This is a genomic window from Pedobacter sp. BAL39, from assembly GCF_000170795.1.
GTDB lineage: Bacteria > Bacteroidota > Bacteroidia > Sphingobacteriales > Sphingobacteriaceae > Pedobacter.
The window spans coordinates 171,487-186,528 of record NZ_ABCM01000002.1 but is presented as its reverse complement, the minus strand read 5'-3'; the positions used below and the strand labels follow the sequence as shown (position 1 = coordinate 186,528).

Sequence of the window (15,042 nt, the reverse complement as noted above, 5' to 3'; positions counted from 1 at the left end):
TAGCTAATGTTATCTCTAACCCTCAATTCAAAAAACATGTCATTACACCCCTCATTCTGGCAGCACGTGGTCGCCGTATTTCAGATCAGAAATACCCAACCGGATTCAGACAATTGTTACTTCCCCACAGCTCCTGCAGCAACATCAGCCGACAGGATTTCTGCAAAAGACAGGACAAAGGACAAAAAAATTAAACGAAAGAAACTGCTGAAACCAATATATTTGACCTAAACTAATGTTATTGAAAGTCAGTACCCAGCCCCTTGTTGAATATGACGATCAGTCATTTGAGCAGCTCTTCAAAGCGCACTATAAATCCCTCCATGCCTATGCTCTGGTCATACTCAGGGACAGTGACCTGGCAGAGGAGATCGTGCAGGGCATGTTTTTGAAATTCTGGGAGAAGAGAGCCCTTTTGAATGTGAAAACTTCCGTCAAAGCCTACCTCTACAGATGTATCTATAACGATGCCCTGAACCACCTCAAACATGAAAGAATAAAATTGAAACACCAGCAATTTACCCATCAGACCATGAACAGCAGTCATGAACCCGCCTCATCAAAAGTAGAGCTCAGCGAACTTCAGCTCAAACTCAGTGAAGCCCTCAGAACGCTTCCGGAACAATGCAGGACAATTTTTCAAATGAGCAGGTTCGAAGAACTGAAATACAGGGAAATCGCCGATCAGCTGGGCCTCTCGGTAAAGACCGTGGAAAACCAGATGGGAAAGGCACTAAGAATCCTGCGTGTCAGGCTGGCCGACTTTATCGTGCTCCTCATCATTGCCACACTTTATTTCAACAACCTGATTAAATAAACCATGACTGACGAACTATTGATCAAATACCTGCTCCAGGAAACTAACGAAGCAGAACGGCAAAGGGTCAGCGCCTGGTTATCTTCAGATCCCGCCAACACTGCGCATTTTCTAAAATTCAAAAAGATATGGGAAGCCAGTAAACAGCTGGCAGCAGAAAGTACCGTTGATGAAACAGCCGCCTGGATGGCATTCAAAGCGAAAGCAGACCAACGTCAACACAGTAAATCATCGCTGAGTCCCAGGAAAAACCATTACCTGATTTTCAAGATCGCCGCAGTTTCCCTATTGGCCATTGGTGCATGGTCTGTGTATCAGGTGGTCAGCAACAACACCTATATTGACATGCATGCCGATGGCAATATTGCTTCGAACACACTTCCCGATGGCTCGGTACTTACCCTAAACAAAGGCACAAGCCTGAAATATGCCAGCGACTTCAGAAATGAAAGAACGGTGCATCTCGATTCAGGAGATGTATTTTTTAATGTTGCCAAGGATCGTACGCATCCATTTGTGATCCGGCTTACCGATCTCAGTGTTACCGTTGTCGGAACTTCCTTTAACATCAGACACCATCGGCAGGAAACAGAAATCAATGTTGAATCTGGCATTGTGGAGGTGCAACGGGGTGATGAAATCCTGAGGTTGCAAAAAAGCGAACACCTCTCCCTGGCCAGTCCTGAAGCTAAACTGCAGAAAAAGAAAAACACCGACCAGTTGTACAATTATTACCACAGTCGCCTTTTCATTGCCAGAAACACTCCCCTGCCGAAACTCATCGCTACGCTGAATGATGCTTACCGCAGTAGCATTGTACTGGAAGCTGGACTGGAACACCTTACCTTTAGCAGTACCCTCAAGGCGGATAACCTGGAAGAAAACCTTAGTATCATCTGCGATGCATTAAATCTCCAGCGCTCCGGTAACGGGCAGCAGATTTATTTGTCCAATAAAAAGCCATGAAATTCAGAACACTGCTGCTCTTCCTGCTGATTCAACACTACTGCTCGGCACAATCTGCTGACCTTTATCGCGAAAACCTCTCCAAAAGGGTAAGCCTGGATGCCAGGGGGGTACCATTGAGCGCCGTACTTGACCAGATCAGTCAGGCAGGCGACTTTTTCTTTGCCTACAATGGAGAACTCTTCCGCCAGGATAGCCTGGTGACCATCAATATCAGAAACCTGCCCGTCAGGGATGTCCTTGACAGGTTGTTTCAGGGCATGGTGGATTATAGGGAACATGCAGATTACATCATCCTTCGGTATGCAGCCCTTCACCTGACCATCGTTCCTGACTACATCAGGACAACGGAAAAAGTGTACCTGATTGGTGGCCAGATCAGGGACATACAGACGGGTAAAGGAATCAGCCAGGCTACCATTTACGAAAAACGGCTGCTACAGTCCACACTTACCGACGAAAATGGATATTTCATGATGCGCTTTAAAGGCAAACATGAGGAAATCATCCTTACTGCCAGCAAAGAACGGTATAGGGACACTGCATTGATCTTTCTCTCCAACATTGACATCAAGCCACAAAGTTATGATGATCCGGATAAGGAAAAAGGAAGTATGTTCTCCAATGCCATCGAGAAACTAGGTGTGGGCCGTTTTTTCATTTCTTCAAAACAACGCATACAAAATCTGAATATCCCTAACTTCCTGGCCAATACGCCATTTCAGACTTCCTTCACTCCTGGGCTCAGCTCACATGGGATGATGAGCTCCAGCGTCATCAATAAGTTCTCTCTAAATGTCCTTGGCGGTTATACCGCCGGTATTAACGGACTGGAGATGGCAGGATTATTCAACCTTACCAAGGGGGACGTCGATAAGGTGCAGGTGGCCGGTTTATTCAATACGGTTGGCGGTCGGGTCAGGGGCCTGCAGCTGGCAGGACTGATCAATGAAGTCAATACTGATGTCAACGGCTTGCAGGCAGCAGGAATCCTGAATATCGCAGGACGCAACAGTCGCGGTATACAAGTCGCCGGGATTTCCAATGCCACACTTCAGCGGCTGGATGGCTTTCAGATCGCAGGCATCATCAATATGGATAAAACGACCCACGGCGCCCAGGTGGCCGGTATCGGCAACATCAGTACCGACTGTATGAATGGTGTTCAAATTGCCGGGATTTTCAATTATGCCAGGCAGGTCAAAGGATTCCAGATGGCCCTCGTCAATGTGGCAGATTCTTCCTCTGGCGTAAACCTGGGGCTGCTCAACCTTGTTCGCCATGGATATCATAAAATCAGTCTGTACAGCAACGAGGTCATCAATACCAATATTTCGATAAAAACAGGAAATGCAAAACTCTACAGCATATTGTTTGTTGGCAAACACTGGTCTTCAGACGCCAGGGCAGAAACTTTCGGACTGGGTTTTGGCCACGACTTCATCTTCAACAACAGCTTTACCATAGGTGCAGAAACTACTGCACAGTACCTCTACCTTGGCAACTGGAACGATACCAACATCCTGCAGCGCTTTCATGCGAACATTCAGGTGAAGGTTGGCAAAGGGCTGACACTCTTTGGTGGCCCTGCTTATGCCTATTATAATAGCAATGCCGCTGAAGGTTCCAATGGAAAAAACTACAAACAACAGGTGGGTCCGGGGAAACACCAGAGCTTCAGCGGCAACAACAAGGGCTGGCTGGGCTGGTCGGCAGGAATTACGCTGATGTAGAACCCTCGGGAAGCAGCCGCTTCAGCAAGGTACGCACACCTGCAACAGCATTTTCAGCAATGGGGATGATGCCCGACCTGTTACGAACTTCAGGTATGCGCGGGTCAATGATATATTTGGGACAATGTCTGGGCACAAAGTCGATGAGTCCGGCAGCAGGATATACCGCGAGCGAGCTTCCAATGAGCACAAATACCTCCGCTTCAGCACAAATGCGCGCAGCCTCCTCAATCATCGGGACGGCTTCACCAAACCAGACCACATGCGCTCGCAGCTGCGAACCCAGTTCACAATACTCCCCCATCCTAAGCTCCCAGCCTTCAATCGGATAGGTCAGCGCCGGATTGAGGTCCGACTGGGATCTTGTGATGATCCCATGAAGATGAATGACCGATGAAGAGCCTCCTCGCTCATGCAGGTCATCTATATTCTGTGTGATCACCGTCACCTCATATTGGGACTCCAGCTTAGCGATTCCACGATGTGCGTCATTTGGCTCCGCTTCCAGGACCTGCTTACGCCGTTCATTATAAAAGGTTTGTACCAGGGCAGGATTGCGCCCCCATGCTTCTGGTGTCGCCACATCGTAAACATTGTAACCCTCCCACAGACCGTCAGCATCTCTGAATGTTTTCAACCCACTTTCAGCACTGATTCCCGCTCCGGTAAGCACCACCATCTTTTTCTTTACTGTTTCTTTCATTTGACGTTCTTAAAATAAAAAATACCCTGACATAAAAAAGGCCGCCTTGATGAGGCAGCCTGACAAATATCTTAAGTGATACTATGCAACACTACGAACCATTTTCAGATATGGATACCTCGCTTTCAGGAACTCGAAAGCACCGAACATCACCGCTCCATAGATTAACGTTCCATACAGAAACTTCAGCTCAAATGGAATTGCATTGACCAGGCACAACCAGAATCCGGCTAAGGTATGCGGATACATGGTTCCACTATACCATACCGCAAAATCAGTGACAATCCAATGGATCAGTACAATCGCCAGCGTTGCTCCAAGCAAACGCGTGACGTTTACACTTTTCAACATCACCCTTGACACCAATACCATCAGGACAAAAGCAACATAGGTCCAGTACCATCCAGGATAAAACAATCCGAATTCCTTGTAAACTGTCAGCCCCAAAAACAGGTCACTCAACACGAGCATCAGCAATGGAAAACCAAACGCTTTCAGATTGCTGTTGAAATAAGCCCCACCGAACAAAGCCATCGCGCCCACTGCAGAGAAATTAGCGATCTCTTTAAACTGATCAGAAAACGGCGCTGCAACACGGATGATGCTGACAAAAAGGATCATGATCAGCAGTACCAGTGTACTTGGATTGAATTTACGTTCAGACATGTTATTATAATTATGGTGCAAAGTTATATTTTTTCCATCGCATTAAAAAGTGGAAGGCAATCACAAACAAAAGTCATGAACTTCGCCCTCCACTTGTTAACAGTTTAAACGGTTTTGTTCGGTTCACCAATGCCGGTTAGGGCACCATACTTAAATCTGCAACACCGTTTACTTCTGTCGACAACTCTCCCAACCAACCCATATTTGCCTGGATACCGGTCTGGATTTTCACAAAATCGATGCTGCTCAACACCACCTTATTTCCATTCTGATCAACAGCGTCAGCAATGTCAATGCGGTCGCCGCCATTGGTATTGTCCGCGTAACCATACGCAAAAGGTGTACTGGTGATATTGTTCGGATTGGTCCTGTTGATATTCCCTGAAGGTAAGAGAGATCCTGTAAGGGTATACGTATTTCCGGTCACCCAGGCAGGGAAATAACTTTGCTTGTGAAAGGTATTTGTCGCCACCACTCCTGTATTGCCATTACTGTCTTTCCAGGGGATCGGATCGGTGTCCGGCGTTGGCCTGGTGTAAGTCACCGAATAGTTGCGCTGATAACCGGTTTTATTAAACTCACTGCCGGCAATTTCATACCAGGTATCATCGGGTTTTCCATTTCCATTTTCATCTTTCATTACCCATACAATTCCGGGTTCAGCAAAGGTGGCGAAGGCGTTATTATAGATGATAAGGTCAGCGGTCTCCGCACGGTTGAGGACAGCATGGTTAAAGCCCAGCACAATATAACCTCCCCAGGCGCCCAGCGTAACCATACCTGTTTTACCCAGGATGCTCCCAGCACTTGCAAAATTTCCTGGCGCCTTATTGATAAACTGTCCTGGGCCGGGGTGATATTCAAAAAGTTTGTTTACATACCTGTCATTCTGCGAGTTCTCTTCTACCATCACCGCACCTACATTGACCGTGTAAACATATTCAAATTTGCCGTCCCTGTTTGTTGCAGTATAGGCGATCTTGTAAATGCCCGAACTGACAGGCACAAATTTGAGCGTGTCCGTGGCATCACTTACATCATCATTGATTTTCCATTCCTGGGTATAGACCTGGCCGTCGGCACTTTTGGCCGTTAACGTCAGCAATTCACCCATTTTCACGTTTAGCTGCTGGTCGGTAAGGCCCATCGTCACCTGCGGCAGCTGTTTGTCTTTTTTACAGGCCTGCAACAGGCTCATTACAAGTGCCCCAAGCAGGACACAATTTTTAAAGTTCATCTGTGTTATTATTTAAAGAGGTAATTGTAGACGATATTTTTTGGCCCCAAGCCTGCAGAAAAGGAATATTTTACTTTTCCTTCAGCAGAAAATACATACACCCGACCATTTCCAGCAAAATTGACCGCATCAGAAACCAACACGTCGTTGTTCAGGGTGTTTATGCCCACATAATATGGATTTTCGAGCACTGTGGCATCAGTAACAAATGCGCTGGCAACCTGCCCTGTTGCCATGTTCAGTGTGTTTAGCTTGTAATCCGGATATCCTCCAATTGCAAAGCCACGGCTGCCTATTACGTTAATAAAAGATAAATCAGCTTCGTTACCATCACCGGTTTTCGTATCTGACACACTGTTGACCTTCTGAACTGAAGCTGGAATATTGAAATAATCACCAGATACCAGTACCAGCAATTCTCCATTCGCCGTTGCAGAAATTCTTGTAGGGTTTACGCCAACTTCAATGTCCTTAATTTTACTGAAGGTACTCAGGTTAAGTACAGAAACGGCGTTATCCACAGCGTCTGGAACGTCATCACGATGAGAATTGGTGACATATAGTTTTTCATTCACAACAGCAAGGCCCTCAAGGGCACCGCCTGTTGCCACCCTAGCCTCAATCGTCAGACCAGCAGTATCGATGCGACTGATGTAACCGTCGTAGCTGGATACATAAGCCTTGTTTTTATGAAAGGCAATAAAACGTGGCCTGAAAGAGCTGGTCCCATCGGAAAAAGGGATCCGTTTGATTGATTTCCCGGTAGCGATGCTAATTACCTCCACATAAGCGGTGCTGGCATCACCGTCAATCCCCGTCACCACACAGTACATCTTACTGCCGTATTGCTGAAGGTCATTTGCATTCGAGCCCAGGAGAACACCCGGATTCTGCTTTTGGAAATAGTTTTGCGTGGCGACACCGGTCGCTACATTATAATAAGTCAGCTCACTGTTGTTTGGTGCACCATACGCTCCCTCATTCAGCACGTAGATCCCCTGAGTCTCATTCGGCACAGGATCAATAATTGCTCCACGGTCCTTCTTACAGGCGCTGAACAACAAAACTCCGCCAACCAGGATCAGCGCCGATAACTTTTCAATTTTTGTAGATGTTCTATTCATTTTAGATGGTTTTTGTAGATTCCATTCACGCTTAGGTGATCAAAGAATAGGAAGAGAAGATGTAATGCATTACACCATCAGTCGGACAGGTTTATTTTCAACATTCAACACAGCGGGGCGCCGGAGCATAAAAATGAAACACAGTAAAACAAGTACTCAACCCAGCTTCAATCCCCGAAAGCTATGAATTATTACCACTTCAGGCAGGTCTTCTGACTTACTCCCGGACATCCTGCCTTCCCAACCATCATCTGTAAAAATCTACAGATCAGATCAGTGGCGTTCATTGGATACCGTTACAGAGTTTACAGCTGCGGGACAGTTACGGAATTACACCGTATTCCCTTTTAATCCGGATGAACAACATCCGGAACCAAAAGCGCCACAAAGGTATTCAAAATGAAGAGAACCGCAAACTTTTAACGATCATCTCCCTCAAGCAGGGCTTTTCTGATCTCATCCAGCATCGACAACTCCTCCACTCCGGCCTCAGGAAATTTCAGGTTCATCTCCTCAAACTTCTGCGCCAGCAGCTTACTGATGGCCAGTCGCGCATACCATTTCTTATCAGCAGGAATGATGTACCATGGACAGGCCGCAGTGGAGGTTTCCTCAATGGCCTTCTCATAGGCTTTCATATAATCCTTCCATCGCCCCCGCTCCGCAATATCGGCTGCAGAAAACTTCCAGTTTTTTGCAGGATCGTCGATGCGGTCCAGAAAGCGCTGCTTCTGTTCTTCTTTGGATACATGGAGGAAGATCTTCACCAGCACCGTTCCATTGTCGGCAAGGTGCTGCTCGAAATTGCGGATGCTCTCATAACGCTTCGCCCAGAACTGATCGTCGATGTTTTTTGTATCCTGATATCCCGGAATATTTTCTTTTAGAATGTACTCCGGATGTACCTTACAAACCAGCACATTTTCATAATGAGACCTGTTATGGATCCCTATCCTGCCACGTTCCGGCAGCGCCTTATAATGACGCCACAGAAAATCGTGCTCATATTCTTCGGAAGTTGGTGTCTTAAAACTATATACCTGGCAGCCCTGGGGGTTTAAACCGGACATCACATGAGCAATGGCGCTGTCCTTGCCTGCTGCATCCATCGCCTGAAAAAGAATCAGTATAGAATATGTATTGGAAGCATAAAGAATTTCCTGCGAGCGGCTCAACTGCTCTTTGACCGCTTCCATTTCCAGCTTACCTGCCTCCTTTTCCAGTTCACCACCATAGCTGGTGTCGTAATTCGTCAGCGAAACCTTTTTGCCAGGCTCTGCCCTGTAGCTTTTTAATACTTTCTTCATAGAAGGATGATTGATGACTCAGATTTGTTATGCTACCTAAGCAAAAAGGAATCAGACGATTGCTGTTCCTTCCCGCATTGATTAAATAACAGCACTGCCTAAATTAAATATAGAATAAAATTTAAGTAAATTAATTACGTTAATTTGTATCCGCACATTTTAACACAATTTAACACTAACTGTTTTACGATTTTTTCCATCTTTATCCTATGTTTAAAGAAATTCGCAATAAGTATATCCGTTATTCAACCATATTACTCTACTTCATTATCCTCTTCTTTTGTGCACTTCAGCTTAATTTCCTGTGGTTGTTCGGATACTCCCCTTCTGTTAAAGACATCAAGGCACCCACACTGCGGGTTGGTTCTGAACTCTATACCGCTGATGGTAAGCTGATCGGAAGATACTTTAAGGAAAACCGTACGCCTGTCAATTTTAAGGACATCTCTCCAAGTGTCATTAATGCGCTGGTAGCGACCGAGGACGTCCGCTTTTACAGCCATATGGGCATCGACTTTCGCTCCCTGCTTTCAAGTGGGATTTCTACTGCTACCGGCGACCGCCGCGGGGCAAGTACCATCACACAGCAGCTGGCAAAAAACTTATACAGAACGAGATACAATAAAGCGCAGGGATTGGTTAAACACATTCCCCTGGTAAGGGCAATTATCCCCAAACTGAAAGAATGGATGACTGCCGTTAAACTGGAATCCAACTACTCCAAAAACGACATCATCACGATGTACCTTAATACCGTTTCTTTTGGTAACAATGCCTACGGCATCAAAACGGCAGCCAGGGTTTATTTTGATAAAGAGACGAATGAACTGGACGTACCTGAATCGGCACTCCTGGTCGGTATGTTGAAAGGAACAACGACCTACAACCCCATCCGCAACCCGGAGAAAGCGCTTGAACGGAGAAACGTCGCCCTCTCTCAAATGAATAAATATAAATACATTTCTACTGAAGAACTCTCCAAATTCAAAGCCCAGCCCATCAAGCTGAAAGAAGGAAGTGTAGATCAGGGCAGCGATGGCGACTCCTACCTGCGTGCAGCGGTCGACAAATACCTGGAAAAATGGTGTGAAGACAACAACTACGACCTTTACGAGGACGGCCTTAAGATCTACACCACTATTGACTCCAAACTGCAGGGCTATGCTGAAGAAGCAGTAGCAGAACAGATGAAAATCATTCAGCGAAGGTTCTACAGTGTATGGGGTAAAGAAGATCCTTGGCAGGACTCTGAAAAGAAAAAGGTGGATTATCCCGATCGTGCCAAAAAGAAACTTCCGGTTTATGCTATGCTGAAGAAAAAATTCGGCAACAATACAGATTCTATTGATGCCTACTTCGATAAGAAAAAGAAGATGAAAATCTTTACCTGGAAGGGCGACAGGGATACGCTCTTCTCCACCATGGACTCTATCCGTTATTATGGAAAGATCATGAACACAGGAATGATGACCATGGATCCTTTTAGCGGAAAGATTAAAGTATGGGTGGGTGGTGTAGACCATAAATTTTTTAAATACGACCATGTCAACCAAAGTAAAAGGCAGGCTGGATCAACCTTTAAACCTTTCGCCTACCTGGCAGCATTGGAAGATGGCATGAGCCCTTGTGATAAGTTCACCGACAAACCGGTCAGCATCAAATATGTAGAAGATGGTAAACAGGAAGTATGGGAACCTAAAAATGCAGACTGGAACTTCAGCTACCGCGAGATGTCCCTGCGCTGGGCAATGGGTAAATCCGTCAATACCATCACCGCACAGGTAACAGAAGCTGTGGGGGCTGAAAATGTAGTCAAATGGGCACATGAATGCGGCATTGAAAGCGACCTTAAGTCGGTGCCTTCCGTCAGCCTCGGCCCGAACGACGTGTCGGTATTTGAAATGGTGCGCGCCTACGGAACATTCCTCAACGAGGGTGTCCGTACAGACCCTATTCTGGTAGAGAAAATCACCGACCTCGAGAACAATGTGATTGAGGAATTTACCGCAAAAACAAAAAGAGTACTTTCGGAGGAAATTGCCTGGCTGATGCTCTACATGTTCCGTGGCGGTATGGAAGAACCGGGTGGAACCTCCCAGGCATTGTGGGAATGGGACCTCTGGAAGAAAAATAACCAGATCGGCGGAAAGACAGGGACATCATCGGACTATGTGGATGCATGGTATATGGGCATCACAAAAGACCTCGTAACTGGTGTCTGGGTGGGCTGTGATGAACGTACAGCACATTTCAACAACGGTGAAACCGGTGAAGGCTCCAGAACAGCCCTGCCGATCTTTGCCAAGTTTATGGAAAAAGTTTACCATGACCCGAGTACTGGATATACTTACGGCCCGTTCCCAAAACCAAAAGTGAAAATCACCAGGGAATACAACTGCCCAAGCCCGCGGATACAGGTCGACACCACATCTACAGACAGTCTTGATGTAGATTCTACCGCCTTCGAAGTGCCTGAAATCGAAATCATCCCCAATGAGACCGGCAATGAAACGGAAGTAAAAAAGACAGAAGACAAGAAACCGGCAGACCCTACAAAACAACCTGTTAAACAACCAGCGGAAGAAGCTCCGCTCAGTAGAAAAGAAAAAAGAGAATTGAGAAAGAAACAACGTGAGGAGGAAAAACAGAAAGAAGGCAACAATAACGCCTAGCTAATCGTAAATTTAACCACCAGCAAACATAAATACAGTCACGATATGAGATTGAGCGCTACCCTTTTAAAAAGATCACTCCCTGTTCTGATGATCTTGATGTCCGCCGCCTTTGCGTTACAGGCACAGTACTTCGGACAAAATATAGTGCGTTACAAAAATGAAAAGTTCAATGTACTCCAGACGCCACATTTCGAGCTTTACTACTACCTGAAAAATGAAAAAATGGTCAAGAAAGTGGCCGAGGATGCGGAAACCTGGTATAAAATGCACCAGGAAATCTTCAGGGATACGTTCTTGAAAAAAAACCCCATCATACTTTACAATAACCACCCAGACTTCCAGACCACCACAGCCCTTCAGGGTGGTGTTGGCATCGGAACCGGTGGGGTCACCGAAGCCTTCAAAAACAGGGTCATCATGCCAGTGATGGAACTTGGCAACCAGACAAGACACGTACTTGGTCACGAGCTGGTACATGCCTTTCAATACCACCTTCTTCTCGAAAAAGATTCCATTCCACTGGAGAATGTCGGACAAACGCCACTATGGATGATTGAGGGCATGGCGGAATACCTTTCTATAGGTAAGGTTGATGCCTTTACAAGTATGTGGATGAGAGATGCATTGCTCAACAGGGACATCCCCTCTTTAAAAGACCTTACCAATTCCAATAAATATTTTCCTTACCGTTACGGCCAGGCCTTTTGGACCTTTGTAGGCTCTGTTTATGGTGACACGACCATCGTTCCGCTTTTTAAGGCTACTGCCAAATATGGTTATGAAAATGGCCTCAGGTATACCTTTGGATACGACGATCGTACCCTTTCCGGATTGTGGAAGAACGCGATTGAAGCACATTACAGGCCGATGCTCAAATCTGATAGTTCACAGGTGAAGATCAGCGGTACAAAAATTATTGACAATAAAAATGCAGGAAACATGAATGTGGCGCCTGCCATCAGTCCCGACGGTAAATTCCTGGCTTTTCTCTCCGAAAAAGACCTTTTTGGGATCGACCTATTCCTGGCTGATGCAAAGACTGGAAAGATACTGCGTAAACTGAGCAGCCAGATTTCCAACTCCCATATCGACGACTTCAACTTTCTCGAATCTGCCGGTGCCTGGTCCCCAGACAGCAAGCAGTTTGCTTTCAGCATCTTCAGCAAAGGACGCAATCAACTCATGGTCATTGATGTGGCCTCCGGCAAGGTTGTCCTGCGCGCAGCAATGGGTGATGTGGCCCAGTTTGGCAACCTCTCCTGGTCGACAAATGGTGATGACATTGCCTTTTCCGGAATGGTAGAGGGTCAGAGTGACATCTTCTCCTACAACCTGAAAACAAAACAGGTCACCCAGATCACCGACGACATCTACTCGGACTACGCACCTAGTTACTCGCCTGATGGCAGTAAGCTCATCTTCTCGTCAGACAGGGCATCGATAAACAGCGGTACCAAAGATGCTGTGCACCCGCTTAACATGACCATTTACGACATCAGCAGCAAAACACTGTCAGACGTGCCGGTATTTAAAGGAGCAAATAACCTGAACGCCATGTTCTCCGGCGACAGCAAGCGCATTTTCTTTCTCTCCAATAGGGATGGATTCAGGAACCTTTATGAATATAACCTTGAAAATCAGGACCTGAAACAGCTGACTGACTACTTCACCGGAATCAGCGGAATTACAGAATTTTCCCCTGCCATCTCTGTATCCAGAAATGATGACATCGTGTACAGCTACTACAGATCACAACGGTATACACTCTATAACTCACCACTCAGCAACTTCAGGTCTAAGCCGGTCAGTGCTACGGAGGTCAACTTTGACGCCGCAGTGCTTCCACCGATGGAAAGCCTTGGTGTGGATGTGGTAAATGCCAATCTGGGCAATTTCGGCCGCTTCGAAAAAACACCTGCAGATTCCATGAGACTCGTACCCTACAAACCTAAATTCCGACTGGATTACCTGGCCAATAGCGGCGTAGGTGTCTCTACCAGCCGCTTCGGAACGGGAATGCAGGGCGGTATCGTAGGCATGTTCAGCGATATCCTCGGCCGCAATCAGATCGTCGCCAACCTCTCTGTAAATGGGGAGATCTATGACTTCGGTGGAATGGTGGGTTACATCAACCAGCAAAGCCGCATCAACTGGGGTGCAGCAATTTCACACACGCCTTACATCACCGGATATAGAGACATCGTTGCCGAGCAGGTCCCAGATGTCAACGGGAACTCCATGGAGGTCATCAACGACAGAACGAACCTCATCCGTACCTTTGAAGATCAGGTGCAGGTATTTGGTGCCCTACCTTTCAACAAAGCACACCGCTTTGAACTTGGTTCAGCGTTCTCCAGATACAGCTATAGGATCGACCGCATCAGCAATTATTACCAGAATGTAGGTGGATACCCTGGTTATTATCTGGGATCTGACAAAAGCAGGGTATCCAACGACCAGGCTTCAACCGACCTGGGTGTACCTTTTAAATCCTTTACCGTATTCAACGTCAATGCATCGTTTGTTGGCGACAATTCTATTATGGGGATCGCCGCGCCATTGGATGGCTTCCGCTATCGTGTTGGTGCCGAGCAATATTTCGGCGACTATAGCTTTTATGCGGTTACTGCTGACATCAGAAAGTACTGGCGCCTGAAACCCATCACCCTTGCTGCAAGAACCTACAATTACCTGCGTATCGGTAAAGATGGAGAAAACCTTTACCCGCTTTTTGCGGGTTATCCCTACTTCATCCGGGGTTATGAGGCCAATTCATTCTACAATAACAACAGCTCCGTTAATGGTGGTTTCGACATCAACCAGCTCTCAGGAAGTAAAATGTCTGTATTTAACTTTGAAGTCCGCCTTCCATTTACTGGACCAAAAAAGTTATCAGCCATCCCTTCCAGGTTCCTCTTTACCGACCTGAACTTTTTCTTTGATGCAGGACTGGCCTGGAACCAGGGCAATTCCATAAAATTCAAGGGAGAGCCGACCTACGTCAGTCAGCCTGCTACCGACCTGCAGGGTAACCCGGTGGTCGACGACCAGGGCAACCCCATTTACACCTCTACCACCAACGAGCGTGTTCCTGCCATGAGTGTAGGTATCTCCCTCCGCGTAAATGTATTCGGTGCTTTTGTTTTGGAACCTTATTACGCCTTCCCTTTCCAGCGTAAGGACGTCAGCGGTGGTGTCTTCGGACTCACATTCGCCCCTGGATGGTAAAATCATGCAAAGACATCACACCACATCAAAAAGCCTCCTTTCATCCGAAAGGGGCCTTTTTACATAAAAAGTACTAAAAATTTGAGGGAGAGCGCCTTATCTAAGGGAGTATGACAGATCAATTAATTTTAAGACATAATGCCGAAAGGCATGCTCACCTGGTTCATCAGCTTCTTGCTGCTGATGATGTGCTCGAAATCCAGCCCGATGGTCAGGTCAATCCAGTTCGGATTGCAGGAACGCACCATACGCTCCTTCTGCATCCTCGTGAAACGACTCACCATCCTGAACCTTGCCAATGCCTGTTCTTCAGTCTTAAACTCTTCAAAATAAACCAGCCTGGTCAGTTGCTGACCGCAATCAAAGAATAAACTTGGCATCTGTTTATAGAACTCCAACGTCTTTAATAAGTCGGCACTCATGCCGACATGTAAACTTTTACGGTTTCTGTCTGTAATGATGTAAACAAATTTTTTCATGACTCAAGGCTTAAAATGAAAATAAACTAATTTAGTTAGTACTCTTATTTGTATTCCGAATAAATATTACTAACTTTATTGGTACAATAATACTAACTATTTTAGTA

The 15,042-nt window shown here is 46.2% G+C and carries 12 protein-coding genes and 1 riboswitch; of the genes, 6 read left to right on the top strand and 6 right to left on the bottom strand.

Annotated features, from left to right (window positions below; all coding sequences use genetic code 11):
- Positions 1–36 precede the first annotated feature (36 nt).
- From PBAL39_RS03050 to PBAL39_RS03035, 4 genes are read left to right on the top strand one after another with little or no spacing between them, the layout of a single operon-like run.
- On the top strand, positions 37–231 hold the full coding sequence (locus PBAL39_RS03050; protein ID WP_008238175.1) for a hypothetical protein: 195 nt from the start codon (positions 37–39) through the stop codon (positions 229–231).
- A 4-nt stretch (positions 232–235) separates the two neighbouring features.
- Entirely contained in the window at positions 236–817 is a 582-nt protein-coding gene (locus PBAL39_RS03045; protein WP_008238173.1) for an RNA polymerase sigma-70 factor, read from the top strand.
- A gap of 3 nt (positions 818–820) precedes the next feature.
- Positions 821–1,783, top strand: a complete 963-nt coding sequence (locus tag PBAL39_RS03040; protein ID WP_008238171.1) for a FecR domain-containing protein — start codon at positions 821–823, stop codon at positions 1,781–1,783.
- Positions 1,780–3,516 carry an STN and carboxypeptidase regulatory-like domain-containing protein gene (locus tag PBAL39_RS03035; protein ID WP_008238169.1) on the top strand — a complete coding sequence of 579 codons (1,737 nt, stop codon included), beginning with the start codon at positions 1,780–1,782 and terminating at the stop codon, positions 3,514–3,516. The genes PBAL39_RS03040 and PBAL39_RS03035 overlap by 4 nt, the downstream gene beginning before the upstream one ends.
- On the opposite strand, the gene PBAL39_RS03030 is transcribed toward PBAL39_RS03035, so the two are convergent.
- The 5 genes from PBAL39_RS03030 to PBAL39_RS03010 all read right to left on the bottom strand — a co-directional run bounded on the left by PBAL39_RS03030 (position 3,503) and on the right by PBAL39_RS03010 (position 8,553).
- Complete coding sequence (locus PBAL39_RS03030; RefSeq protein ID WP_008238166.1) at positions 3,503–4,219, bottom strand: Sir2 family NAD-dependent protein deacetylase; 717 nt, start codon at positions 4,217–4,219, stop codon at positions 3,503–3,505. The two genes, PBAL39_RS03035 and PBAL39_RS03030, sit on opposite strands and share 14 nt — an antisense overlap.
- An 81-nt stretch (positions 4,220–4,300) precedes the next feature.
- Entirely contained in the window at positions 4,301–4,885 is a 585-nt protein-coding gene (locus PBAL39_RS03025; RefSeq protein ID WP_008238164.1) for a DUF6580 family putative transport protein, read from the bottom strand.
- A 136-nt stretch (positions 4,886–5,021) separates the two neighbouring features.
- Positions 5,022–6,122 (bottom strand): hypothetical protein, encoded by a 1,101-nt coding sequence (locus PBAL39_RS03020; RefSeq protein WP_008238163.1) that lies wholly within the window; start codon positions 6,120–6,122, stop codon positions 5,022–5,024.
- Positions 6,123–6,130: 8 nt separating this feature from the next.
- Complete coding sequence (locus tag PBAL39_RS03015) at positions 6,131–7,246, bottom strand: YncE family protein (protein ID WP_008238161.1); 1,116 nt, start codon at positions 7,244–7,246, stop codon at positions 6,131–6,133.
- 184 nt (positions 7,247–7,430) lie between these two features.
- Positions 7,431–7,639, bottom strand: a riboswitch (cobalamin riboswitch).
- 26 nt (positions 7,640–7,665) lie between these two features.
- Positions 7,666–8,553, bottom strand: coding sequence for a polyphosphate kinase 2 family protein (locus PBAL39_RS03010; RefSeq protein WP_008238159.1), 888 nt, complete (start codon positions 8,551–8,553; stop codon positions 7,666–7,668).
- 209 nt (positions 8,554–8,762) lie between these two features.
- Between PBAL39_RS03010 and PBAL39_RS03005 the strand changes: the two genes are divergently transcribed.
- Together PBAL39_RS03005 and PBAL39_RS03000 are read left to right on the top strand one after the other, a co-directional pair.
- Positions 8,763–11,225, top strand: a complete 2,463-nt coding sequence (locus PBAL39_RS03005) for a transglycosylase domain-containing protein (RefSeq protein WP_008238157.1) — start codon at positions 8,763–8,765, stop codon at positions 11,223–11,225.
- Positions 11,226–11,270: 45 nt separating this feature from the next.
- On the top strand, positions 11,271–14,456 hold the full coding sequence (locus PBAL39_RS03000; RefSeq protein WP_039866012.1) for a basic secretory protein-like protein: 3,186 nt from the start codon (positions 11,271–11,273) through the stop codon (positions 14,454–14,456).
- Between the two features lie 128 nt (positions 14,457–14,584).
- Here the strand turns inward: PBAL39_RS03000 and PBAL39_RS02995 are convergent, their stop codons facing one another.
- A complete protein-coding gene (locus PBAL39_RS02995) occupies positions 14,585–14,935 on the bottom strand; it encodes a GIY-YIG nuclease family protein (protein ID WP_008238154.1) in 351 nt (116 codons plus the stop codon).
- Positions 14,936–15,042 lie beyond the last annotated feature (107 nt).